This is a genomic window from Novosphingobium mississippiense (assembly GCF_044029535.1).
Lineage (GTDB): Bacteria > Pseudomonadota > Alphaproteobacteria > Sphingomonadales > Sphingomonadaceae > Novosphingobium.
This window is the reverse complement of sequence record NZ_CP147001.1, coordinates 1,343,728-1,366,836: the sequence shown is the minus strand read 5'-3', so window position 1 is coordinate 1,366,836 and position 23,109 is coordinate 1,343,728. Positions and strand designations below refer to the sequence as shown.

General features: G+C 63.3%; 23 protein-coding genes, 3 tRNA genes and 1 pseudogene. 9 read left to right on the top strand and 18 right to left on the bottom strand.

From position 1 onward, the window contains the following. Positions 1–11: 11 nt before the first annotated feature. The 11 genes and pseudogenes from nuoI to WBP06_RS06365 all read right to left on the bottom strand — a co-directional run bounded on the left by nuoI (position 12) and on the right by WBP06_RS06365 (position 8,858). A complete protein-coding gene (gene nuoI, locus WBP06_RS06415; protein ID WP_132262574.1) occupies positions 12–497 on the bottom strand; it encodes an NADH-quinone oxidoreductase subunit NuoI in 486 nt (161 codons plus the stop codon). Then, positions 494–1,537, bottom strand: coding sequence for an NADH-quinone oxidoreductase subunit NuoH (gene nuoH / locus WBP06_RS06410; RefSeq protein ID WP_395332965.1), 1,044 nt, complete (start codon positions 1,535–1,537; stop codon positions 494–496). Before nuoH ends, nuoI begins: the two co-directional genes overlap by 4 nt. Continuing rightward, positions 1,534–3,552 carry an NADH-quinone oxidoreductase subunit NuoG gene (gene nuoG, locus WBP06_RS06405; RefSeq protein ID WP_395332963.1) on the bottom strand — a complete coding sequence of 673 codons (2,019 nt, stop codon included), beginning with the start codon at positions 3,550–3,552 and terminating at the stop codon, positions 1,534–1,536. Before nuoG ends, nuoH begins: the two co-directional genes overlap by 4 nt. After that, complete coding sequence (nuoF, locus tag WBP06_RS06400) at positions 3,552–4,853, bottom strand: NADH-quinone oxidoreductase subunit NuoF (RefSeq protein ID WP_395332961.1); 1,302 nt, start codon at positions 4,851–4,853, stop codon at positions 3,552–3,554. Before nuoF ends, nuoG begins: the two co-directional genes overlap by 1 nt. Beyond that, positions 4,853–5,521: an NAD(P)H-dependent oxidoreductase subunit E gene (locus tag WBP06_RS06395; RefSeq protein ID WP_132385490.1), complete on the bottom strand. Its 669-nt coding sequence runs from the start codon at positions 5,519–5,521 to the stop codon at positions 4,853–4,855. The genes nuoF and WBP06_RS06395 overlap by 1 nt, the downstream gene beginning before the upstream one ends. Further along, positions 5,514–5,714 (bottom strand): hypothetical protein, encoded by a 201-nt coding sequence (locus tag WBP06_RS06390; RefSeq protein ID WP_395332959.1) that lies wholly within the window; start codon positions 5,712–5,714, stop codon positions 5,514–5,516. The genes WBP06_RS06395 and WBP06_RS06390 overlap by 8 nt, the downstream gene beginning before the upstream one ends. 10 nt (positions 5,715–5,724) lie before the next feature. Continuing rightward, positions 5,725–6,075, bottom strand: a complete 351-nt coding sequence (locus WBP06_RS06385; protein WP_395332957.1) for a nuclear transport factor 2 family protein — start codon at positions 6,073–6,075, stop codon at positions 5,725–5,727. Beyond that, on the bottom strand, positions 6,072–7,277 hold the full coding sequence (locus WBP06_RS06380) for an NADH-quinone oxidoreductase subunit D (RefSeq protein ID WP_395334057.1): 1,206 nt from the start codon (positions 7,275–7,277) through the stop codon (positions 6,072–6,074). Before WBP06_RS06380 ends, WBP06_RS06385 begins: the two co-directional genes overlap by 4 nt. Positions 7,278–7,297: 20 nt before the next feature. Beyond that, positions 7,298–7,909 (bottom strand): annotated as a pseudogene (locus tag WBP06_RS06375) (NADH-quinone oxidoreductase subunit C); the annotation flags it as partial. A gap of 8 nt (positions 7,910–7,917) precedes the next feature. After that, positions 7,918–8,487 carry a NuoB/complex I 20 kDa subunit family protein gene (locus tag WBP06_RS06370; protein ID WP_395332955.1) on the bottom strand — a complete coding sequence of 190 codons (570 nt, stop codon included), beginning with the start codon at positions 8,485–8,487 and terminating at the stop codon, positions 7,918–7,920. Continuing rightward, positions 8,484–8,858, bottom strand: coding sequence for an NADH-quinone oxidoreductase subunit A (locus WBP06_RS06365; RefSeq protein WP_395332953.1), 375 nt, complete (start codon positions 8,856–8,858; stop codon positions 8,484–8,486). The genes WBP06_RS06370 and WBP06_RS06365 overlap by 4 nt, the downstream gene beginning before the upstream one ends. Positions 8,859–9,294: 436 nt before the next feature. On the opposite strand from WBP06_RS06365, the gene WBP06_RS06360 reads away from it, so the two are divergent. Further along, positions 9,295–10,488 (top strand): acetyl-CoA C-acyltransferase, encoded by a 1,194-nt coding sequence (locus WBP06_RS06360; RefSeq protein ID WP_395332951.1) that lies wholly within the window; start codon positions 9,295–9,297, stop codon positions 10,486–10,488. Between the two features lie 84 nt (positions 10,489–10,572). Here WBP06_RS06360 and WBP06_RS06355 read toward each other — a convergent pair whose 3' ends face one another. Then, a complete protein-coding gene (locus WBP06_RS06355; protein ID WP_395332949.1) occupies positions 10,573–10,986 on the bottom strand; it encodes an SH3 domain-containing protein in 414 nt (137 codons plus the stop codon). A 168-nt stretch (positions 10,987–11,154) separates the two neighbouring features. Between WBP06_RS06355 and WBP06_RS06350 the strand changes: the two genes are divergently transcribed. From WBP06_RS06350 to WBP06_RS06340, 3 genes are all read left to right on the top strand, one after another. After that, on the top strand, positions 11,155–12,174 hold the full coding sequence (locus WBP06_RS06350) for a 2-hydroxyacid dehydrogenase (RefSeq protein WP_395332947.1): 1,020 nt from the start codon (positions 11,155–11,157) through the stop codon (positions 12,172–12,174). 93 nt (positions 12,175–12,267) lie between these two features. Further along, positions 12,268–13,566: an ammonium transporter gene (locus WBP06_RS06345; RefSeq protein ID WP_395332945.1), complete on the top strand. Its 1,299-nt coding sequence runs from the start codon at positions 12,268–12,270 to the stop codon at positions 13,564–13,566. Further along, a complete protein-coding gene (locus WBP06_RS06340) occupies positions 13,563–14,075 on the top strand; it encodes a DUF805 domain-containing protein (protein ID WP_395332943.1) in 513 nt (170 codons plus the stop codon). The genes WBP06_RS06345 and WBP06_RS06340 overlap by 4 nt, the downstream gene beginning before the upstream one ends. 4 nt (positions 14,076–14,079) lie before the next feature. Here the strand turns inward: WBP06_RS06340 and WBP06_RS06335 are convergent, their stop codons facing one another. Then, positions 14,080–15,255: a MaoC family dehydratase N-terminal domain-containing protein gene (locus WBP06_RS06335; protein ID WP_395332941.1), complete on the bottom strand. Its 1,176-nt coding sequence runs from the start codon at positions 15,253–15,255 to the stop codon at positions 14,080–14,082. A gap of 197 nt (positions 15,256–15,452) precedes the next feature. Here WBP06_RS06335 and WBP06_RS06330 point away from each other — a divergent pair, with 197 nt between their 5' ends. Next, complete coding sequence (locus tag WBP06_RS06330; RefSeq protein ID WP_395332939.1) at positions 15,453–16,403, top strand: NAD(P)H-dependent flavin oxidoreductase; 951 nt, start codon at positions 15,453–15,455, stop codon at positions 16,401–16,403. 70 nt (positions 16,404–16,473) lie between these two features. Here WBP06_RS06330 and WBP06_RS06325 read toward each other — a convergent pair whose 3' ends face one another. Together WBP06_RS06325 and WBP06_RS06320 are read right to left on the bottom strand one after the other, a co-directional pair. Next, positions 16,474–17,274: a hypothetical protein gene (locus WBP06_RS06325; RefSeq protein ID WP_395332937.1), complete on the bottom strand. Its 801-nt coding sequence runs from the start codon at positions 17,272–17,274 to the stop codon at positions 16,474–16,476. 63 nt (positions 17,275–17,337) lie between these two features. Beyond that, positions 17,338–17,811, bottom strand: coding sequence for an NAD(P)H-dependent oxidoreductase (locus WBP06_RS06320; RefSeq protein WP_395332935.1), 474 nt, complete (start codon positions 17,809–17,811; stop codon positions 17,338–17,340). Positions 17,812–18,004: 193 nt separating this feature from the next. Between WBP06_RS06320 and recJ the strand changes: the two genes are divergently transcribed. The 4 genes from recJ (at position 18,005) to WBP06_RS06300 (ending at position 20,207) form a co-directional block, all read left to right on the top strand. Then, positions 18,005–19,804 (top strand): single-stranded-DNA-specific exonuclease RecJ, encoded by a 1,800-nt coding sequence (gene recJ / locus WBP06_RS06315; protein ID WP_395332933.1) that lies wholly within the window; start codon positions 18,005–18,007, stop codon positions 19,802–19,804. 104 nt (positions 19,805–19,908) lie between these two features. Further along, positions 19,909–19,983, top strand: a tRNA-Glu gene (locus WBP06_RS06310). A gap of 36 nt (positions 19,984–20,019) precedes the next feature. Further along, positions 20,020–20,094: transfer RNA gene (locus WBP06_RS06305), tRNA-Glu, on the top strand. 38 nt (positions 20,095–20,132) lie between these two features. Next, positions 20,133–20,207: transfer RNA gene (locus WBP06_RS06300), tRNA-Glu, on the top strand. Positions 20,208–20,307: 100 nt separating this feature from the next. On the opposite strand, the gene WBP06_RS06295 is transcribed toward WBP06_RS06300, so the two are convergent. From WBP06_RS06295 to WBP06_RS06285, 3 genes are all read right to left on the bottom strand, one after another. Continuing rightward, positions 20,308–21,018: an extensin family protein gene (locus WBP06_RS06295; RefSeq protein ID WP_395332931.1), complete on the bottom strand. Its 711-nt coding sequence runs from the start codon at positions 21,016–21,018 to the stop codon at positions 20,308–20,310. 40 nt (positions 21,019–21,058) lie between these two features. Beyond that, positions 21,059–21,256, bottom strand: a complete 198-nt coding sequence (locus WBP06_RS06290) for a hypothetical protein (protein WP_395332929.1) — start codon at positions 21,254–21,256, stop codon at positions 21,059–21,061. Positions 21,257–21,473: 217 nt separating this feature from the next. Continuing rightward, complete coding sequence (locus tag WBP06_RS06285) at positions 21,474–23,036, bottom strand: amino acid permease (protein WP_395332927.1); 1,563 nt, start codon at positions 23,034–23,036, stop codon at positions 21,474–21,476. Positions 23,037–23,109: the final 73 nt, after the last annotated feature.

Here is a 23,109-nt window from a genome sequence, read left to right as displayed (position 1 = left end):
TCCGCGGGCCCCTATCGATACGGCGCATCGGCTTCAAGGTTCGCGGCGATCGCACGCTCCCACTTGTCCCCGTTCGCCAATAGCTTGGCCTTGTCATAGAGCAGTTCTTCGCGCGTTTCGGTCGCGTATTCGAAGTTCGGCCCCTCGACGATGGCGTCCACCGGGCAGGCTTCCTGGCAGAAGCCGCAGTAGATGCACTTCGTCATGTCGATGTCGTAGCGCGTGGTGCGACGCGAACCGTCGACACGCGGTGCGGCTTCGATGGTGATCGCCTGCGCCGGGCAGATCGCCTCGCACAGCTTGCAGGCGATGCAGCGTTCCTCGCCGTTGGGATAACGGCGCAGGGCGTGCTCACCACGGAAGCGCGGCGAAAGCGGGTTCTTCTCGAAGGGGTAGTTGATCGTCGCCTTGGGCTTGAAGAAATACTTCAAGGTCAGCCAGTGCGCCTTCACGAACTCCCAGAGCGTGAAGCTCTTTATGAGTTGTCCGACGGTCATTTGAAGTGTCCGATAGCCATGAGATAACCGCTGACGAGAACAACGAACAGCAGCGATACGGGCAGGAAGACCTTCCAGCCCAGGCGCATCAACTGGTCATAGCGGTACCGGGGAACGGTGGCCTTGATCCAGCTGAACACGAAGAAGAAGAAGAAGACCTTGAGCAGGAACCAGATGAAGCCCGGCACGAGGTACAGAATGGGAATGTCGAGCGGCGGCAGCCATCCGCCCCAGAACAGCGTCGCGTTGAGCGCGCACATCAGGAGCACGTTGGCATATTCGCCCAGCCAATAGGCGGCGAAGGCCATCGACGAATATTCGGTCTGATAACCGGCGACGAGTTCCGATTCCGCTTCGGCAAGATCGAAGGGAGCACGCTGCGTTTCCGCAAGGCTCGAAATCAGGAACATCACCCACATCGGGAACAGCAGCGGGTTCGCGACGAAGCCGTTGATGATCCAGACATGTCCCTTCTGGGCCCAGACGATGTCGTTCATGTTGAACGTACCCGCCCAGAGAACGACGGTGATCAGGATGAAGCCGATCGAGACTTCATACGAGATCATCTGCGCCGAAGCGCGCATCGCCGAGAAGAACGGGTACTTCGAGTTCGAAGCCCAGCCCGCCATGATCGTGCCGTAGACACCCAGCGAACTGATCGCGAGGATGTAGAGCAGACCGATGTTGATGTTGGAGACGAAAGCGCCCGAATTGAACGGGATCACCGCCCAGGACAGGAGCGCCAGCGTGAAGGTCACGATCGGGGCGATCAGGAACAGACCCTTGTTCGCCGCCGAAGGAATGATCGTTTCCTGAAGGAAGACCTTCAGACCGTCCGCGAAGGACTGGAGCAGACCGAACGGGCCGACCACGTTGGGACCACGGCGAAGCGCCATGGCGGCCCAGATCTTGCGGTCGACATAGATGATCATGGCGACGGCCAGCATCAGCGGCAGCGCGATCAGCAGGACGCCGCAGACGGTGGACACGAACCATGCCCACTCGTAGCTCATCCCAAGAGTTTGGAAGAAAGCGGTCATTCCGCGGCCTCCGCCAGCTCTTCACCGTGCAGCAGTTCAGCCGAACAACGCTGCATGACGGCGCTCGCGCGAGCGATCGGGTTGGTCATGTAGAAGTCCTTGATCGGATAGGCGATCTGACCGGCAGCGGAACCGCCACCGTTAGGCAGAACGCTCCCGTAGTCCGCCAGGCCTTCGCTGCCAAGTGCAGGAACTTCCTCGATCATTGCATTTCGCAGTTGATCGAAAGTGTCGAACCCGACGGTCACGCCGAAGGCATCGGCGAGCGCGCGCAGGATCGTCCAGTCCTCACGGGCGTCGCCCGGTGCGAACACGGCCTTGTCGGTCCACTGCACGCGACCTTCGGTGTTGACGTAAGTGCCCGCCTTTTCGGTGTAGGCCGAAGCCGGCAGGATCACGTCGGCCGCGTGGGCGCCCTTGTCGCCGTGGTGACCGATGTAGACGATCATCGAACCGGCAAACTGCGTGAAGTCCACTTCGTCGGCACCGAGCGCGATCAGCACCTTGGGCTTGGCGGCAACGAGGTCGGCAATGCCACCCTTCTGCGCGTAGCCGAGCATCAGGCCGCCCATGCGGGCCGCTGCCATGTGGAGGACGTTGAAGCCGTTCCACTTGGTGCCGTCTTCGAGGTCGCGAACGAGGTTGAACTGGGCGGCGAGCGCAAGGCCCGCTTCCAGACCGCCACGGCCGAGCGCCGCGCCGCCGAGGATCACTGCCGGACGCTTGGCGTTCGACAGCGCATCGGCGACGTTCTGCGGAAGGTTGCCAAGGACCGAGAGGTCTTCGCCAAGGAATTCGCCGCCGAAAGTGGTCTCCCATTCGGGACCGACGAGGAACACCTTGGCGCCGCGCTTCACCGCCTTGCGCAGGCGAACGTTGAGCAGCGGAGCTTCCCAGCGCACCTGGCTGCCGGCGATCAGGATCGCGTCAGCCGCCTCGATACCCGAGAACGTGGTGTTGAAGTTGACGGCAGCCAGGCTGTCGGTCGCATAGTCCATCCCGGTCTGGCGACCTTCGATGAGCTTCGAACCGAGCGCGCCGACCAGCTTCTTGGCCGCGAACATCGTTTCGCAATCGACCATGTCACCAGCGACGGCGGCGATCGAATTGCCCGGGTTCAGCGTGGCGATGGCGGCAAACGCCTCGTTCCAGCTGACCGCGACGAGCTTGCCGTCACGGCGCAGGAACGGCTTGTCGAGGCGGCGCTTGGTAAGCCCGTCGACCATGTAGCGCGCCTTGTCGCTGATCCATTCCTCGTTCACGTCATCGTTGTTACGAGGAAGCACGCGCAGCACTTCGCGGCCACGCGCATCGATGCGGATGTTGGCGCCGGTGGCGTCCGACACGTCGATGCCCAGCGTCTTCTTGAGTTCCCAGGGACGGGCCTCGAAAGCGTAGGGACGCGAGGTGAGCGCGCCGACCGGGCAGAGGTCGATCACGTTGGCAGACATCTCGTGCTTGGCTGCATGTTCGAGATAGGTCGTGATCTGCATGCTCTCGCCGCGATAAAGCGCGCCGATCTCGTCCACGCCGGCGATCTCTTCCGAGAAGCGCACACAGCGGGTGCAGTGGATGCAGCGCGTCATCGTCGTCTTGATGAGCGGGCCCATGTACTTTTCGGTGACCGCGCGCTTGTTCTCGTCATAGCGCGAAGCGCCGCGACCGTAAGCGACGGACTGGTCCTGAAGGTCGCACTCGCCGCCTTGATCGCAGATCGGGCAGTCGAGCGGGTGGTTGATGAGGAGGAACTCCATCACCCCTTCCCGCGCCTTCTTGACCATTTCAGAATCCGTGCGGATTTCCTGGCCTTCGGCGGCCGGAAGCGCGCACGAAGCCTGGGGCTTCGGCGGTCCGGGCTTCACTTCGACCAGGCACATGCGGCAGTTGCCGGCGATGCTCAGACGTTCGTGGTAGCAGAAGCGCGGGATTTCCTTGCCGGCAAGCTCACAGGCCTGCAGCACGGTTGCGCCGGTGGGGACGTCGATCTCGACGCCGTCGACTTTGACCTTAGGCATTACTCGGCAGCCTCGCGGACGTTTTCGGCGATCCGGCGCTCAAGCTCCGGACGGAAATGACGGATCAGGCCCTGGATCGGCCACGCCGCAGCGTCGCCCAGAGCGCAGATGGTGTGGCCTTCGACCTGCTTGGTCACCTGCTGCAGCATGTCGATTTCCTCGACTTCCGCGTCGCCGGTGCGCAGGCGCTCCATCACGCGCCACATCCAGCCCGTGCCTTCACGGCAGGGGGTGCACTGGCCGCAGGATTCGTGCTTGTAGAAGTACGAGATGCGGCTGATGGCGCGGACGATGTCGGTGGACTTGTCCATGACGATGACGGCAGCGGTACCGAGACCGGAGCCGACGGCGCGCAGGCCGTCGAAGTCCATCGGCGCGTCCCAGATCTCGGCAGCCGGAACCAGCGGAACCGACGAACCGCCGGGGATCACCGCCAGCAGGTTGTCCTTACCGCCGCGGATACCACCGCAGTGACGCTCGATCAGTTCGCTGAACGGGATCGACATCTCTTCTTCGACCACGCAGGGACGATTCACGTGTCCGCTGATCTGGAAGAGCTTGGTGCCCTTGTTGTTCTCGCGGCCGAAGCTGGAGAACCACGCGGCACCGCGACGCAGGATAGTCGGCGCGACAGCGATCGATTCGACGTTGTTGACTGTGGTCGGGCAGCCATAGAGGCCTGCGCCGGCCGGGAACGGCGGCTTCAGGCGGGGCTGGCCCTTCTTGCCTTCAAGGCTTTCGATCATCGCGGTTTCTTCGCCGCAGATGTAAGCGCCGGCGCCGCGGTGGACGAAGACGTCGAAATCGTAACCCGAACCGCAGGCGTTCTTGCCCAGCAGACCGGCTGCGTAAGCCTCTTCACGTGCCGCGAACAGCGTCTCTGCCTCGCGGATGTATTCGCCGCGAATGTAGATGTAGGCCGCGCGCGCACCCATGGCGAAGCCGGCGACCAGCGCGCCTTCGAACAGAAGATGCGGGTCATGGCGCATGATCTCGCGGTCCTTGCACGAACCCGGTTCGGATTCGTCCGCGTTGATCACGAGGAAGCTGGGCTTGGGGTTGCCGTTCTGGTCGAGCGGCGGCTGCTTGGGCATGAAGGACCACTTCATGCCGGTCGGGAAGCCCGCACCGCCGCGACCGCGCAGACCCGAGGCCTTCATCTCATCGATGATGGCGTCACGACCGCGCTCGATCAGCGCCTTGGTGTTGTCCCAGGCGCCGCGCGCTTGCGCTTCCTTCAGGTTCCACGGCTGATAGCCGTAGAGGTTGGTGAAGATGCGGTCTTTATCGAGGAGAGCCATTACCACTCACTCCGATAGTCATGGTTTTCGGTGATCATGGCCGCCAGGTTAGTCGGCTCGCCCACCGGTTCCACGGTGTGACGGGCAGGATCCTGGGTCCCGGCCTTGGGCGTTTCACCACGTGCCAACGCGTCCAGCACCGCATTCAGGCGGTCGGAAGTGAGGTCTTCGTAGTTGTCGTCGTTGATCTGGACCATCGGGGCCGAGGCGCAGTTGCCCATGCACTCGACCTCGGTGAACGACCAGAGGCCGTCTTCCGAGATGTGGCCCTTCTTCATGCCGCGCGACTTGCAGGTCGCCAGCAGATCGTCCGAACCGCGCAGCATGCACGGCGTGGTGCCGCAGACCTGCACGTGGAAACGGCCGATCGGCGCGATGTTGTACATCGTGTAGAAGGTCGCAACCTCGACAACGCGGATGATCGGCATGTCGAGATAGGCGGCGATGTATTCCATCACCGGGATCGGCAGCCAGCCCTGCGTGTTCAGTTCGGCACCGACCTGGCGCTGAGCCAGATCGAGCAACGGCATCACGGCCGAGCGCTGGCGCCCTTCCGGATAACGCGCGACGACTTCCTTCGCCTTTTCGGCGTTTTCCGGAGTCCAGGCGAAATTGCCCCAACGGGCCCGAAGTTCGGGCGTGTCGGGTTCGATATAGCGGTCAGCCATGCTTACCCCTGCGCTTCAGCCACTGGTCCTGGCCGAAAAGAAACAATTCGAAACCGCCGATCGCGGTCACCAGCATCGGCAGCACGGCCGTGGGCTGGAAATCGAGATAGACGGCGGCAAAATACCACACTGCAAGGGCCACACCGGTAACGGCGGCCCAGATGCGGGTCAGTTCGAGTGTGTTGAACTTCATCAACGCCCCCTCACCGGATGAACTCGACGCGCGAGCACTTGTCGCCCTCGAAGCTGTAGACTGCGAGGACATCGAAAGGCTCGACGAGATCGGAACCGTCCGTCGCGGGTCCGCGCGTGACGTGTTCGCGGAAGACGACGTAGTTGTCGGTTACTTCTCGCGAGACGATCTCAGCCTTGTTCTCGGGCCACTTGGCGAAAGCCGTGCGCAGGCCTGCACGCGTGCCTTCCTTGCCCTCACGAACGACAGCGCCGCGATAGTTCGCTTCGCTGGCGTCATCGGTCATATAGGACACGTAGAGATCGACGTCCTGCGCGTTGTAGGCGGCGATCATGGCCTCTGCGATGGCGAGACGGCTCACCGATCGCACTCCCCGAACACGACGTCGATGGCGCCGAGAATGGCGGTCGCGTCCGGAAGCATGTGGCCCTTCGACATGAAGTCCATCGCCTGGAGATGCGAGAAGGCAGTCGGGCGGATCTTGCAGCGGTACGGCTTGTTGGAACCGTCCGACACCAGATAGACACCGAATTCGCCCTTCGGGCTCTCGGTGGCGACGTAGACTTCACCGGCGGGCACGTGGAAGCCTTCGGTGTAGAGCTTGAAGTGATGGATCAGCGATTCCATCGACTGCTTCATCTCGCCGCGCTTGGGCGGAACCACCTTGCGATCGCTCGAAGCAACCGGGCCTTCCGGCATCTGCGCCAGGCACTGCTTCATGATCTTGGCCGACTGGCGCACTTCCTCGACGCGGACCATGAAGCGGTCGTAGCAGTCAGAGTTGGTGCCGACGGGGATCTCGAAGTCCATGCGGTCATAGACGTCGTAAGGCTGCGACTTGCGGATATCCCAGGGGATGCCGGCGCCGCGGATCATCGGGCCCGAGAAGCCCCATGCCAGCGCGTCTTCCTTGCTCACCAGCGCGATGTCGACATTGCGCTGCTTGAAGATGCGGTTGTCGACCACGAGGCTCATCGCATCCTCGAACAGCTCCGGCAGGCGCGTATCGAGCCAGTCGGCGATGTCGGTCAGCAGCTTCAGCGGCACGTCCTGGTGAACGCCGCCGGGGCGGAACCACGCCGAGTGCATGCGGGCGCCCGAAGCGCGTTCGAAGAAGTTGAGGCAGTCCTCGCGGATTTCGAACAGCCACAGGTTCGGGGTCATCGCGCCCACGTCCATGACGTGCGAGCCGATGTTGAGCATGTGGTTGCAGATGCGGGTCAGCTCGGCGAACAGCACGCGCAGGTACTGCGCGCGGATCGGCACTTCGAGGTTGAGCAGCTTCTCGACCGCGAGGACGTAGGAATGCTCCATGCCCAGCGGCGAGCAGTAGTCCAGACGATCGAAATACGGCAGCGCCTGAAGATACGTCTTGTGCTCGATCAGCTTTTCGGTGCCGCGGTGCAGCAGGCCGACGTGCGGGTCGATGCGCTCGATGATCTCGCCATCGAGTTCCATGACCATGCGCAGAACGCCGTGGGCCGCCGGATGCTGCGGACCGAAGTTGATCGTGTAGTTGGTGATGACTTCGTCGCCGGTGGTCGGCGACTGCTCAAGCAACATGCTCACTTCGCCTCTCCTTCGGCCTTTTCATCGCCCGGGAGCACGTATTCGGCGCCTTCCCACGGGCTCATGAAGTCGAACTGGCGCAGATCCTGCGCAAGCTTGACCGGCTCGTAGACCACGCGCTGTTCCTCTTCCGAGTAACGCAGCTCGACATGGCCGGTGAGCGGGAAGTCCTTGCGGAACGGGTGCCCTTCGAAGCCATAGTCGGTCAGGATGCGGCGCAGGTCCGGGTTGCCGGCGAAGATCACGCCGTACATGTCGAACACTTCGCGCTCCAGCCAGCCCGCGTTGGGCCACAGCGTGGTCACGGTCGGCACCGGGGTGCTTTCGGCGGCGTTCACCTTCACCATCAGGCGATGGTTCTTCGTCACCGAGAGCAGCATGTAGACGACTTCGAAACGCTCCGGACGCGACGGATAATCGACGCCGGCCATTTCCATCAGCTGCTGGTATTCGTGATGGTCACGCAGCAGCCGAAGGGCGTTTTCGATCTGGTCGCGCGCGACGGTGAGCACGACTTCGCCATGCTCTTCCTTGCTCGCCTCGACCATGGTGCCCAGCGCGGCCGAGAGCGTCTCGATCACACCTTCATTCGAAGCGAACTTCGGGGCGGAATGCAGAACGGTCATCGTCGTCCTTACCTGGCAAGCGCGCCGACGCGGCGGATCTTACGCTGCAACTGCATCACGCCATAGAGCAGCGCTTCGGCAGTCGGCGGGCAGCCCGGCACGTAGATGTCGACCGGAACGATCCGGTCGCAACCGCGCACGACGCTGTAGCTGTAGTGATAGTAGCCGCCGCCGTTGGCGCACGAGCCCATCGAGATGACGTACTTCGGATCCGACATCTGGTCGTAGACCTTGCGGAGCGCCGGGGCCATCTTGTTGCAGAGCGTGCCGGCAACGATCATCACGTCCGATTGGCGCGGCGAAGCGCGCGGCGCGGCGCCGAAGCGCTCCATGTCGTAGCGGGGCATGTTCACGTGGATCATCTCAACCGCGCAGCAGGCGAGACCGAAGGTCATCCACCACAGCGAACCCGTACGGGCCCACTGGAACAGTTCCTCGGTAGAGGTGACGAGGAAGCCCTTGTCGGAAACTTCCTGGTTGAGGTCCTTGAAGAAGGACTGATCGGGCGGCGTGATCGCGCCGCCCTGGCTTGCGGCCGGCGCGAGAGGCTGGCCGGCGGAGTTAACGAGCGTGCTCATTCCCAGTCCAGAGCTCCCTTCTTCCATGCATAAGCGAGGCCGATGGCCAGTTCGCCCAGGAACACCATCATCGTCAGCCAGCCGGCCCAGCCGGTCAGCTTGAGCGAAACGGCCCAGGGGAACAGGAACGCGGCTTCAAGATCGAAGACGATGAACAGGATCGCCACGAGATAGAAGCGGACGTCGAACTGGCTGCGCGGGTCTTCGAACGCGGGGAAGCCGCACTCGTACTCGCTGTTCTTGTCGGCACTCGGGTTGTGAGTGCCGGTCAGGCGCGAGACGGCCAACGGCAGCAGCACGATCACCGACGAGAGCCCAAGGGCGATCACGAGGAAGATCAGGATCGGCAGGTATTGTGACAGATCAGTCAATGGTTCTGGCCTCATACCGGATTACGGCAGCCGGACTCATGCCATAAGACAACGCCCGGTCGTTGCGGGCGCTCTTAGGCCAGCCCTCCCCCTATCGCAAGGTGTCGGATGGGAATAATCGGCCCGAGTTCGTTGCGTTGCAACACGTTCGCAATAAGGACGCGTTCAGACACGAACCGTCACCATTCGGCAGCATGCCGAAACCTGCGTGAGCCGGGGGATTGGCGGAGAATGCACCAAAACTGCTCGACTGCCCCATAGATGCAAGATTTCGCAGCCAGATTGCGAAAAATGACGCTTAGCAGCGGTAGGCCAACGCCACGGGGATGGAGCATGTTCGCATCCGTTATCGCCAGAGTCGCCAATTGCAATTGATGCAGCGCAACACTAGTTCACCTGCCAAGGATACCTGTTTCCCAGCGTGAAAGGCATAATAATGGCCCAGATCTCGGCTTCGGACCCGATTGTCATTCTTTCCTATGCTCGTACCCCCATGGGCGGCCTTCAAGGCTCGCTCGCAGAAGTTTCGGCGACCGACCTTGGCGCCACGGCCGTGAAGGCCGCCGTTGAACGCGCCGGCGTTGCCGGAGACGATATCGAACGCATCTACATGGGCTGCGTGCTGCCGGCCGGCCTTGGCCAAGCCCCCGCCCGCCAGGCCGCGATCAAGGCCGGCCTGCCCAAGTCCGTCCAGGCGACCACCGTCAACAAGGTCTGCGGCTCCGGCATGCAGACGGTGATCATGGGCGCAGAGGCTCTCGCTTCCGGCTCGCTCGACGTGATCATCGCCGGCGGCATGGAATCGATGACCAATGCGCCGTACCTGTCGAAGAAGCACCGCTCGGGCGCGCGCGCCGGCCATGACACGCTGTACGATCACATGTTCCTCGATGGCCTTGAGGACGCCTACGAAGGCGGCTCGATGGGCTCCTTCGCTCAGGTGACCGCGGACGAGTACCAGCTCACCCGCGAGAACCAGGACGACTACTCGATCGAGTCGCTGCGCCGCGCGCAGGAGGCGATCGCCAACGGTTCGTTCAAGGAAGAAGTCGTCCCCGTTACCGTGAAGACCCGCAAGGGTGATCTGGTGATCGACACTGACGAACAGCCGCCGAAGGGCAATCCGGACAAGATCCGCACGCTGAAGGCCGCCTTCGCCAAGGACGGTACGATCACGGCCGCCACCTCCAGCTCGATCTCCGACGGCGCTGCTGCTGTGGTAATGACGCGCAAGAGCGTGGCCGACGCCAAGGGCCTTGCCCCGGTTGCCACCGTGGTTGGCGTTGCCGCCCATGCGCAGGAGCCCGCCAAGTTCACCACCGCTCCGGTCGGCGCGATCACCAAACTGATGGACAAGGTGGGCTGGCAGCTTTCGGACGTTGACCTGTTCGAAGTGAACGAAGCCTTCGCCTGCGTCGCCATGTTCGCGATGCACGACCTTGGCATCCCGCATGACAAGGTGAACGTCCACGGCGGCGCTACCGCCCTTGGCCACCCGATCGGCGCTTCGGGCACCCGCATCATCGTCACCCTCATCAATGCCCTGAAGGAAAAGGGCCTGAAGAAGGGCGTCGCCTCGCTCTGCATCGGCGGCGGAGAAGCGACGGCGGTGGCAGTCGAACTCGCCTGATCGCGAAATTCAGCTCTCAAGAAGAAACCCCCGCCGGAAACGACGGGGGTTTTTCTTTTATCTCAATAAAATGGCGTATAATCCTTAGAGCGAACCAGCGCCCCATAGGTCGTTCTGGTCTACGAAGCCCTTGTGACCGGCGGCATCGAACGTGCACCAACCGTCCTTGCATTCACCCAGCAGCCCCACGACTCCGGGTTCGACGCGCCACAGCATGGCAGATGAGGACTTCGGCTCCGCACGCATATCGATCACGCCTTTCGAACGGACCATCGCGGAACGGGTGCGCGACAACAGCAAATCGCGCATCCAGCCCTGCGCGCCGTCCGGATCCTCGACCAGACGCCACGGACCTTCGCGCCGGATCACTTTCACCGGCAGATGCGGGCGGCGGTACACCCAGTCGATCTTGTAAGATTCTCCGGGGCCGACCCGCAGGTTGGCGATATCGGCATCGATCGAGGCCCAATAAGGCACCTTGCCGTCGTCAGCGGCCATGGCTGGTGCCGCAACGGCGCAGGCGAACCCGCCGGCGATGGCAGCATATGCGGCCGCACGCAGCCGGAAGGAATTTCCTCGAAACATGGCACGTTCATACCTTGCCGAGCCGCATGGCTTCAAGGCCGCTTGACCCACCGCCTGTGGAAGGCCTAGCCCGTTGCCGACATGACCCTGGTTACCGAGACCGATCTGGCACACCGCACCGACGGACGCCCTCGCGTCGTCGTCACGCGGCGCCTGCTTCCGGCGGTAGAGGCGCGCATGGCCGAATTGTTCGATGCGGCCCTGAACCTCACCGACACCCCGATGTCGCGCGATGCATTGGCAGAGGCCATGCGTGAATGCGACGTTCTGGTCCCCACCGTCACCGATCGCATCGACTCGGACCTGATCGCCCAGGCCGGCGAACATTTCGGCATGATCGCCAACTTCGGCGCCGGCACCGAACATATCGACGTGGAGGCGGCCCGCGCGCGCGGCATCGTCGTCACCAACACGCCCGGCGTCTTCACGGACGACACCGCCGACCTCACCTTGGCGTTAATTCTCTTCACGATGCGCCGTTTCGGCGAGAACCAGGCCGTGCTCCATGCCGGGGAGTGGGACGGATGGGGGCCTTCGGCAATGCTGGGCCATGCGCTTTCCGGCAAACGACTCGGCATTGTCGGCATGGGGCGCATCGGCCAGGCCGTGGCACACCGCGCCCGCGCTTTCGGACTGGAGGTGACCTACCACAACCGACGCCGCCTGCCTTCCGCATTGGAAACGATGTTTGGCGCCCGTTTCGAATCCGATCTGGACCGCCTCTTGGCAGAAAGCGACATCATCACGCTCCACTGCCCCGCCCTTCCCAACGGCGTGCCGCTGATCGACGCCAATCGGTTGGCACGGATGAAGCCAACGGCTTGCCTCATCAACACCGGTCGCGGACAGCTGGTGGATGAAGAGGCCCTGATCGCGGCACTTTCCGAAGGCCGCATCGGGGCAGCCGGGCTGGACGTCTTTGCGAACGAACCCACGGTCAATCCGCGCCTGCTGGCCCTGCCGCGCCTCGTCGCGCTTCCCCATCTCGGCAGTGCGACGTTCGAAGGTCGCGGCGCAGCGGGCGAACGCGTCATCGCCAACATCCGCTTCTGGGTGGACGGCCATCGCCCTCCCGACCAGGTGCTGCCCGAATTACCGTGACCGTCACGGCCTTGCGCTTGTCGCGCGCCGAGTTCCTGCACTAAGTCATTTCCCAGATTGAGCCGCCGCTCTGGCGGTGCCGGGGGGAATATCATGATCAAGCGGACTACGCTTGCCGTAGCGCTGCCTGTTGCAGGCCTGCTGGACGTGGCGCCGTGCATGGCTCAGGCGACGGAACCGGCCCACGTGGCGGACAGCGGCGACACCGCATGGCTTTTGGCAGCCGCCGCACTCGTGTTGCTGGCTGCCCTGCCCGGCATCGCGATCGTCTATTCGGCCCGACTGCGCGCGGGGAACGCCCTGTCCGTGCGGTTCCAGGCTCTCGCGATCGCAGCGGTAGTGACGCTGACGTGGACGATCGTCGGATACACGTTGGCGTTTGGCGATGTCAGCGGCGGCTGGATCGGCGCCGGTAATGCCTGGATGCTGATCCAACTTGGCGTGCTGCGCCCCGGCACCGCAATCCCGGAAAGCGCCTTCGTGCTGTTCCAACTGGCTGTCGCCACCCTTGCCCCCGTCCTGATGACCGGCGCCTGGGCAGAACGCGCGCGCTTCGGATGGGTGCTGCTGTTCTGCGGATTGTGGTCGCTCATGGTCGGCGCCCCGATTGCGCACTGGATGTGGGGTGGCGGATGGCTGGCGAGTTCGGTCGGCACGCTCGACTGGTCGGGTGGACTGGCGGTTTTCGTCGCTGCAGGGGTCTCCTCGCTGGTGGTGGCCTTGATGATGGGACGACGGCTGGTCACACCGGAAAGCCGGAACCGTTCGCCCGCGGCACTGGTGGGTGGCGCACTGCTCTGGATCGGCGGGCTTGGCCTTTGCGGAGGCTGGGCGCTCGCCGCCAGCGATTCGGCCGCTGCCGCCGCGATCAACGCCCATGTCGCGATGGCCGCCGCCTTGCTGACCGGTCTGGGTGCCCGTCGCCTTATCGGCAATCACGGGGAGACCACCGCCACTCCGAGCACCTTCATTCTTGCCGGGCTGGCCGCGATAGCGTCCGGCGCCGGCTACGTATCGCCCGGCGCCGCGCTGGTTCTTGGCGTGCTTGGATCGCTGATCGCGCTGCAAGGGTTGGCATTGCTCCGTCGCTTGCGAATCGACGATGCGCTGGGCGTCTTCGCCTCGGCCGGATTGTCCGGTGCAGCCGGAGCGCTGCTGATCGGAGTGTTTCAAAGCCCGGAACTCGGCGGCACGGGATATGCCCATGGCTATACGATGGTTTCCCAGGTCTTTGCCCAAGCCGTGGGCCTGGGCGTGGTGAGTCTGTGGTCTGCCGTGGTAAGCGCCATCGCCGCACTCATGGCCTCGGTGCTGTTTCCGATGCGCATGTCGGAAAACGCAGAGCGCATTGGACTCGACGCCAGCACCCACGGGATTCACTCAGCTTCATGAAAAATGCGCTTGGAATTTGGCTAAAACTCGCTGCCCAGTCGGTAAGGCGAACGTTCACCCTGTCCGGGCGGGCCGCGCGTAGAGAGCTGATCGCATGGTTTGTGCTGGTCGTTTCGGTCAACATCGTAACCAACATGATCGGTGCGCTGACGGGTTCCAGCGACAGACTGGAATGGGTACGATTCACGATCACGATTCTGGCCATTCTGCCGGGCTTCGCACTCTTTGCGCGGCGGATGCACGACATCGGCTATCGCGGGTGGTGGAGCTTGCCGATGCTGCTCGTAGCGATCCAGAACCTCGTACTGGAAATGGTGACCCGCACCGCCGGATGGGGAGCCCGCGGGAACATCGAAGCGGTCACCCGTTATCTGGACTGGGTGCTGTTCCCGGCATTCGGCTTCGTCTACCTGATTTTGCTGCTGGCGCCCGGCACCAAAGGCACCAATGGGTACGGCCCCGATCCCAGAGCCGCACCCGATTTGCCGATCGCCGCAGGGGCCGCCTGACGGCTTAGCCCGGCTTTTTCGGCAGCGAAATCTCGGCCAGGCCGGCACACATCAGCGTGCCTTTCTGGTTGACCATCTTGTGTTTGACCTGAACGAGATGGCGGCCGTCCTCATCCACCATCTTGTCCACCACTTCGGCCGTCTGGATCGTGACGTCCCCCGAAAGCGCCGGGCCGCGATAGTTCGCCGTGGAATGAACCACCATGCCCCATTCGCCGGCCCATCCGGCCAGATAGTCCGTCACCCAGGCCCCCATCGAAGCGCCATAACCATACGCGCGGGGCATGCCGATCTTGCGCGCGTACTTGGGGAACAGATGACCACGCGAAGGGCCGAAATAGGCGCCGTCAGTCAGTTCGGGGTTGATCCGTTCCATGTGGGGATCGTTCTCGTGACCGGCCATTTCCGGCGTGAATCCAAGCGCGGCAAGGTCAAGCTCGCGGCGGTCCAGCGTGCCCCAGGTCGTGAACAGATAGGCACGCCACTCGGTGGTGAAGCTGGCCACGGTGTGCGGGCCGAAGACGCGTTCGGGCAGCTGATCGCCCACGTTCACGTCGTCCCACCAGCGTTCCTTGTGACCAAGGTCGTGGATCATCTGGATCCACGCGAACTTGCGCTCCTCCAGCTTTTCCAGTTCCTCGTCCGTCCACGCCGGCTCGTCAAACTCGGCAGTATTGACCGTGTCGCCGCCCGCGTGGGCAAGGTAGCGGATGGCAGTGGAGCGCTGCTTGGCAATCAGATCGCCGTGCTGGTTGCGATAGAAGTTATCGCCGCGCTGAAAGCAGGTCGGCCCGAAACCGGTGTTCTTCACCACATAGTCGAACGGAATGCGCTCGTTCGTGACGGTGTCGCCCCCAAAGACGCGCGGGCCATAGTGCCAGAACTCGTCGCCGCCGAAGAGCAGGTGCGAATTGGGAATGCACCCGACACAGGACGGTGCGGTGCCGTGGCCATCGTCCATGACGATCGGGAAACTCTGCGGCGCGACCAGGCGGCCAAAGCGGCTGGCAGCCGCATAGGCGGGATCGAAGTGAAGCAGGTTCGCATAGTGCATCGCCTGCACCCAGCGGCGAATATCGTTGTTGCCCAACGGCTCGCGGATGGGCGAGGAATCGATGACCTTTCCGAGATACTGGTCGATGTCGGAGCAGTCGAGCGTGGCGGTTGCCGCTTCGGCCATGGTGAAATCCTCTCCTAGTCCCGGCCGTTGATTGGCCCATTAGTGGTCGACAGTGCTGTCTATTACACCGTCACAGAGCAAGGTCACGCATCAACGCCCCGAACGCCTGCGGTAACGCCGTGGCGCTGCGCCGCTCTCGACAGGATGACGGCAGCCGATTATGCCGCAGTTTAATCGATCACTTAAACGGACCGGACATGACCCTGCCTGCGCTTTTCGCCAACCTGCGCCTCCCCGTGATTGCCGCCCCGATGTTCATCGTTTCCAGCCCCGAACTGGTGATCGCGCAGCTTCGCGCGGGAATCGTCGGAAGCTTTCCGGCGCTCAACGCCCGGCCCGCCAGCCAGCTTGACGAGTGGCTGCACAGAATTGCCGAAGAAACAGATGGTTGCACGGCACCGCTCGCAGTCAATCTGATCGTCCACAAGAGCAACAACCGGCTTGAGGAAGACCTGAAGGTTCTGGAAAAGCACAAGGTTCCGCTGGTGATCACCTCGCTGGGCGCGATCCCCGAAGTCAACGCGGCAGTGCACGGCTGGGGCGGATTGGTCATGCATGACGTGATCGACGATCGCTTCGCCCGCAAGGCGGTGGAAAAGGGCGCGGACGGCCTGATCGCGGTTGCGGCGGGAGCCGGCGGCCACGCGGGAACCCAATCCCCCTTCGCGCTGATGCAGGAAATCCGCGCCTGGTTCGAAGGTCCGCTGGCACTCTCCGGCGCCATAGCTTGCGGCCGCTCGATCCTTTCCGCACAGGCCATGGGTGCCGATTTCGCCTATGTCGGCAGCCCGTGGATTGCCACGACGGAAGCCAACGCAACGGAAGGCTACAAGCAGGCCATCGTCGACAGCCATGCGTCCGACATCGTCTATTCCAGCCTCTTCACCGGGGTTAGCGGAAACTACCTGCGCTCCTCGATCGTCGCTGCCGGACTCGATCCCGCCAATCTTCCCGAAGGCGACAAGAACACGATGGATTTCGGATCCGGCGGCAACACCGCGGCAAAGGCGTGGAAGGACATCTGGGGCGCCGGACAGGGCGTCGGCGCGGTCGAGCGGATCGAGTCCGTTTCGGATCGCGTTGCCGCTCTGGAAGCACAGTATCAGTCGGCAAAAGCCAATTTGCGTGCACGTGCCGGCATAGTCTGATCCGCTACGGCCGGGGATGGGGGGCATGACTTGCCTTGCCCTGCCCCGGCCGCCAGCACTTTCGTGTCCGTCAATCCTGGCGCCAGATCCATACCAGCTTGCCGACTTGCGAAGGTTCCGCAAGCAACGCCGTACCCTCGATCGAAGTGGGCGACTTTACCGGTCCGCGACGAACGAGGTGATCGGCCACCCGCAGCGCCAGCTTCACGCTATCGGCGCTCGCCCCGTTCTGCCCCGCCTCAAGCTGGAATTCCTGACCGCAGAATACCTCCAGCCCGTGGCTGGTGATGCTGCCGTCTGCCGCTGACACCAGGGCCGCCAAGCCCAGCGCAGGGAAAGCACCGCCGCTGAGCCAGCTCGTGACAATCCGCGTGAAATAACCCGGTTCCATCACCGTTCCGGCCGAATGCCATGCAATCGCCGTAACCGGCAGCTGCAAACTCAAGGCCGTGGCAAGGCCCACCAGCGTGCGAACGACGGGGGGCATCGTTCCTCCGCCTGCAATATGGTCGCTGGGCACCAGGCCTATCGCCTCAAGACCATCCAGCTCGGGCTGATGCGCAAAGCCATAGACGTGCTGCACCGCCATTGGCGCCGCGCCGATGGCAGGCGAGAGGCCGGAGATATTGAACGTCAGCCCACTTGCCAACAATTCCAGCCACCCCTCCTCATCGGGCGGCCTGTAGCTGATCCGTGCCGTAGGGGCACTGTGCTCTCCCACCGACAGGAGGGCTTCGATATCTGGAACCGATGGCCGCGACGGGGGCGCAAACAGCAGCGAGACACCCATCGCCGCAGGACGCGACAGTGCGCCAGCGTTGCGAAGACCGATGCTTTCCGGATTATCCGTTTCCACACGGCCACTTGGCATCAATGTTCACACGCCGTCGAGTTCGATTTACATCGATGAACAGGGATTAACCCGCAACGCTCGTCAGAAGATCCCCAACGCCAGACCTTCCGCAAAGGCCATGCCCAGCTCGCAGCACGCATCGAGATCACCGTGCGAGACGGTTTTTTCGGCAAGAATCTCCTTCGGCGTTTGCGCATTCAGATGCACGATCAAAGGCTCTGCAACGCGCTTCAGCCGCCATCCGGTGACGATCCGGTCTACCTGCGCCTGCGCGCCGGCGCCGTCCGAGCCGGCGGCAATCGCAGTGGCATAGGGGCGCCCTTCGAGCCTGCCGAGCAGCGGGTAATAGTTGCGATCGAACATTTCCTTCATCATTCCGGACATCGTGCCCAGGTTTTCGGGACAGACGAAGATATACCCGCTCGCGCCCAGCAGGATCGCGGGCATGGCTTCCGCGGCGGGTAGCAGGTAGGACGACTGCCCTGCCCCTTCCGCGATGGCGATGGCCATTGCGCGCGCAGCGCCGGTGCGGCTGTGCCAGATGATCGCCAGCATCGCTCAGCCCTCCCGCCCGGCAGGCAGACGCATCGCATGTTCTGCGCTTGTGGTCATGGCAGCCCTCTCCTCGGCCCTTTTTCCTGACTATACTCTCCGCGCCGGCCGTTCCCTAGTCATCATTCCGGCCAGAACCATGCCCAGATCATAACCCTGTCTTCCCGTCGGCTTCCCGCTGGTATAACCGGCCAGGATGGCTTCACGATCCACATCCGTTTTGGGCATCGACCGCTCTCTCTCCGGCAAATCCTGGCGCTGGCGCGGCGGCAACATGGACCTTTCCGAGCCCGGCGCCGGCTTCGGGGGCGGGCTTACCGACGATATCGTCACCCAGTTGCTGCTTTCGCGCGGCGTCCCGCGCGAGGATCTGGAGCGCCATCGCAATCCCTCTCTGCGCAGTTTCCTGCCGGACCCTTCGGAATTCCGCGACATGGACGCGGCGGCGGAACGTCTGGCGCAAGCCGTGCAGACGAACGAGACTGTCACGGTCTACGGGGACTATGACGTGGACGGCGCCACCAGCGCCGCCTTGCTCATCCTTCTTCTGCGCGAACTGGGGCATGAGGCGCGCTATTACATCCCCGATCGCCTGTTGGAGGGTTATGGCCCCAGCGGCGAGGCCCTGGTGCGAATCGCCGGCGAAGGGTCCAGCCTGATCGTCACTGTCGACTGCGGCGCCATGGCCTACGAAGCGCTGGAAATGGCAAGCAACGCCGGCGTCGACGTCGTGGTGGTGGACCACCACAAGTGCGCAGCGGTGCTTCCCCGCGCAATGGCGCTGGTGAACCCCAACCGACTGGACGAAAGCGAACTGGCCGCCAGCCACGGCCACCTTGCCGCCGTGGGCGTGGCGTTCCTGCTGGCCGTTGCCACCGTGCGCGTGCTTCGCCGCCGGGGCTTCTTCGCAGACCGCCGCGAACCCGATCTTTTCGCCTTGCTGGACCTTGTCGCCCTCGGCACCGTGGCCGACGTTGCCGCCTTGCATGGCCTCAATCGCGCGCTGGTGGCGCAGGGCCTCAAGATCATGGCCCGGCGCGACAATGTCGGCATGTCGGCCCTGATCGACGCCAGTCGCCTCAACCGCGCGCCCACCTGCTCCGACCTCGGCTTCGCCTTGGGCCCACGGATCAATGCGGGCGGTCGCGTGGGCGAATCAACGCTGGGCGTGCGCCTGCTGACCACCACCGACGCTGACGAGGCCCGCGACATCGCCGCACAGTTGTCGCGCCTGAACGACGAGCGCCGCGCCATCGAACAGGCGGTACAGGAAGCCGCCGAAGCGCAGCTGGCCGCACAACACAACCGCGCCGTTATCGTCGCCGCCGGTACCGGCTGGCACCCCGGCGTTATCGGTATCGTGGCGGGTCGCATCAAGGAAAAGACCGGAAAGCCGACCCTGGTCATCGCCCTCGACGCCGATGAGGCCGGACAGGGCAAGGGTTCAGGTCGCTCGATCTCCGGTGTCGATCTTGGCGCCGCCATCATCGCCGCGCGTGAGGCAGGATTGCTGGTCGCCGGTGGCGGGCACGCGATGGCGGCCGGGCTGACCATCGCGCCGGACAAGCTGGACGCGCTGGGGGATTGGCTCGATTCGCGGCTTGCCAACGACGTTGCGCTGGCCAGCGCGCATCAATCCATGCTGCTCGACCTCGCGCTTGCCCCCGGCGGCCTTACGCCTGAACTGGTGGAAACCCTGGAAAGCGCTGGCCCCTATGGAATGGGGTGGCCCGGCCCCCGCGTGGCTGTGGGGCCGGTACGGGTGATCAAGGCCGATACCGTGGGCGCCGATCACGTGCGCCTGATCGTCAGCGGCAACGATGGAGGCCGTTTCAAGGCCATGGCTTTCCGCGCCGCCGAATCCGACATGGGCCAGGCATTGCTCCACGCCTCTCAAGGGCGCCGGCTCTGGCTGGCAGGACGCGCGAAAATCGACGATTGGGGCAGTCGCCCGCAGGCGGAATTGCATGTCGACGACGCGGCTTTCCTGGACTGATTTCAACAACCGCCACGAAGAATTCATTTTTCTGATCTGAGGGGGTTGACCCCCCGTAGGACCCCCGCTAGAGGGCCGGTCCTGCCTCCGGCGCAGCTCGGAATGGCCCCTTCGTCTAGCGGTTAGGACGCGGCCCTTTCACGGCTGAAACACGGGTTCGATTCCCGTAGGGGTCACCATTTCGGTGCGCTGAGTGCAGGTAAAATGCCTTTGATGGCCCCTTCGTCTAGCGGTTAGGACGCGGCCCTTTCACGGCTGAAACACGGGTTCGATTCCCGTAGGGGTCACCATTACCGACGGTCTTCAGACGGTCGCGACTGGCCATAATGGCCCCTTCGTCTAGCGGTTAGGACGCGGCCCTCTCACGGCTGAAACACGGGTTCGATTCCCGTAGGGGTCACCAGTCTTTTCAAGCACTTAGCTTGCTCCCCCGACACATCAATAATCGCCCAAGCACCTGACGCAGGATAGCCATCACAGCTTCCGTGCGTGCTGCTCCAACGCTAATGACAAGCCTTCCAACCACCTGTCCGCCTCGCCTGGTCAAGGTGCAGGTGATCGGCGTGCGCAGCGTTGTAATCGGGTGAGAGCACCGTGGAGAAGCTGCCACAGGCCCCATCCCGCACCGCATGCAGGAACGCGGCATCGTCCACACCGCCCTTCCAGTCGCGCTTGACCTCGACGCGGCGGCCGTTTGCAAGCACGAATGCGGAAACGTCGATCGCATTGCCCGTGGCATGTTCGCTCCACGCACCTTTTGCCCCGTTGCCAATGCGGCGGCAATTCACGGTGCCAAGGTGCTCGATCCGTATCACGGGACTGCTGAACATCGCTTCGGCCTGCGGCTGAACGACGTGCCGCAACCAGAACGCCATGCCCGCATCCACCGCGCAGGTCGCCTCTGCACGCTGCGGCTTCAATGTTGCATCAGGGAGCAAGAGAGGTCCGCGATCTTCGCGGCGACATGCGCCGGCTCCCTCGGGCGGCAATGGCCGGTTCGGCAGTCCGCTTCGGTCCAGAAAAGCCCGGCAGGCGACAAGGTCCGCGCGCAAGGCCGCCAGCTTGCGGCCAGTAGCCCAGCCAGGCTGCTCATCCAGCGTCAGCGGTGCCCAAGGGTTGTCTTCCGGATGATCCTGCAACCAGTTCAGCCCCGCCAGAATAACGCAGGCGAGCAGCAGGAGCGATAATGCAATGCGGTCGACAGGAAAGGACATGCATTCTCAACGCCGGCCCGGACGCTTCGCTCCGCCAAAGCTACTCAAGCAGCGAGAAGATCGCCCAGGCAAGCCCGGTAGCGCCCAGGAACAACGGCCAGGACCAGTAGAGTTCATGCCCTTGGTAGAAGGTATGGGTGATTGCCAGCATGCCACCGCTGGAGCCTTGGGAGCCAATGACCAGCGAAACCACCCAGGTGAGCAGGAATGCCGGGATCAGGGCCTTGATGATTGCCATGACAATGCCTGAGTTCTTTATCTGTGCCTGACGTGAGAGTGCCACCAACTGGTTAATTTGATCCTACCGAGAAGGGGTTCGGTCTGTGGGCAATATTGTGGATAATTCCGGGGTAGTCAGTTCGTAAAAGTGGGCAACCCCGAGCCGACGATGTCAACGCATCAAGAAAAAGGGGGCCGTAAAGCCCCCTTTTCCCGTTTATCAATGGTAGATTGCCTTACACCGGTGGAACCGGCTGCGGCGGCGCATCGACATCCGCTTCGTGAACTTCCACGAAACCACGGCCGATGTGGCTCTTGCGGTAGCCGTAGGCGAAGTAGACGATCAGGCCGATGCCACCCCAGACGGGGAGCACCATCATCGCTTCGAACGGCAGGTTGAAGAACAGGATCACGCAGCCCAGAATCGCGATAGGCGCAACCACCCACACCAGCGGCGTGCGGAACGGACGGTGACGCTTCGGATCGCGCACGCGCAGGATAAGCACCGCGATCGACACCATCAGGAACGCGAACAGCGTGCCCGAGTTCGAGATGTCGGCCAACTGGCCAACCGGCAGCAGCGCGGCGGCAATGGCCACGAACACGCCGGTGATGATCGTCACGATGTGCGGCGTCTTCCACTTCGGGTGAACGGTCGCCAGCTTCTCGGGAAGCAGGCCGTCACGCGCCATCACGAAGAAGATGCGGGTCTGGCCGTAGAGCATCATCAGGATGACCGACGGCAGAGCAAGATTGGCCGCAAGACCGATCAGGTCACCGGCAACGGTGTAGTTGATGGAGCGCAGAACGTGGGCCAGCGCCTCGTTCGAGCAGACCAGCGGCACCTGCCCCTGCTTGGCGAGGGCGGCACACTGCGCCGCGAACTCGGCCGAACCGGGCTGCACGCCCAGCGCAGTCGGCTGCGCGCCGACCGCGCCGATGGCACCGGCAGCGACCAGCAGGTAGAACACGGTGCAAAGGGCAAGGCTGCCGATCAGGCCGATCGGCACGTTGCGCTGCGGGTTCTTGGTTTCTTCAGCCGCGGTCGAAACCGCGTCGAATCCCACGTAGGCGAAGAAGATCGACGCCGCCGCCCCCACGATGCCAAGGCCGCTGCTGCCTGCCGGGCCGAACCAACCGTTGGGCGCGAAGGGCGCAAAGTGCTCCCCCTTCATCATGGGCAGCGTGAAGATGATGAACATCGTCAGCGCGCTGACCTTGATCGCGACCAGGACGGCGTTGAAAGTGGCGCTTTCCTTGGTGCCGATCACCAGAAGCGCCGTCACCGCCAATGCCACGAAGATGGCGGGGACGTTGATGATGCCATGGCTGAAATCGACGCCCGAAAGCGACCATGCGGGACCGGAGGAAAGTAAGGCGGGTAATTCGAACCCCGTCAGACTTTTCAAGAGGCCCATGAAGTAGCCCGACCAGCCGACCGAAACGGCCGACGCGGCAACCGCATATTCCAGGATCAGCGCCCAGCCAACCATCCAGGCCAGCAGTTCGCCGACGACGGCATAGCTGTAGGTATAGGCAGAGCCCGACACCGGCACCATGGACGCCAGTTCAGAGTAACAAAGCGCCGCCACCGCGCAGATGGCGCCGGCGATCACGAAGCTCCACATCATGCCCGGGCCAGCCTTCTGGGCCGCAGCGGCGGTGAGAACGAAAATTCCGGTACCGATGATGGCGCCGACGCCAAGCAGCGTCAGCTGGACAGGCCCCAACGTCCTGTGAAGAGATTTCTTTTCCGCGGTCGCCAGAATGGCGTCCAGCGGTTTTACGCGTCCGAACATTATTGGACCCCCGAGTTCTTGTATGGCGGCGACGCTAGCGTGCTGCCGCGGTATCGCAAGCGTTAAGGCGGTT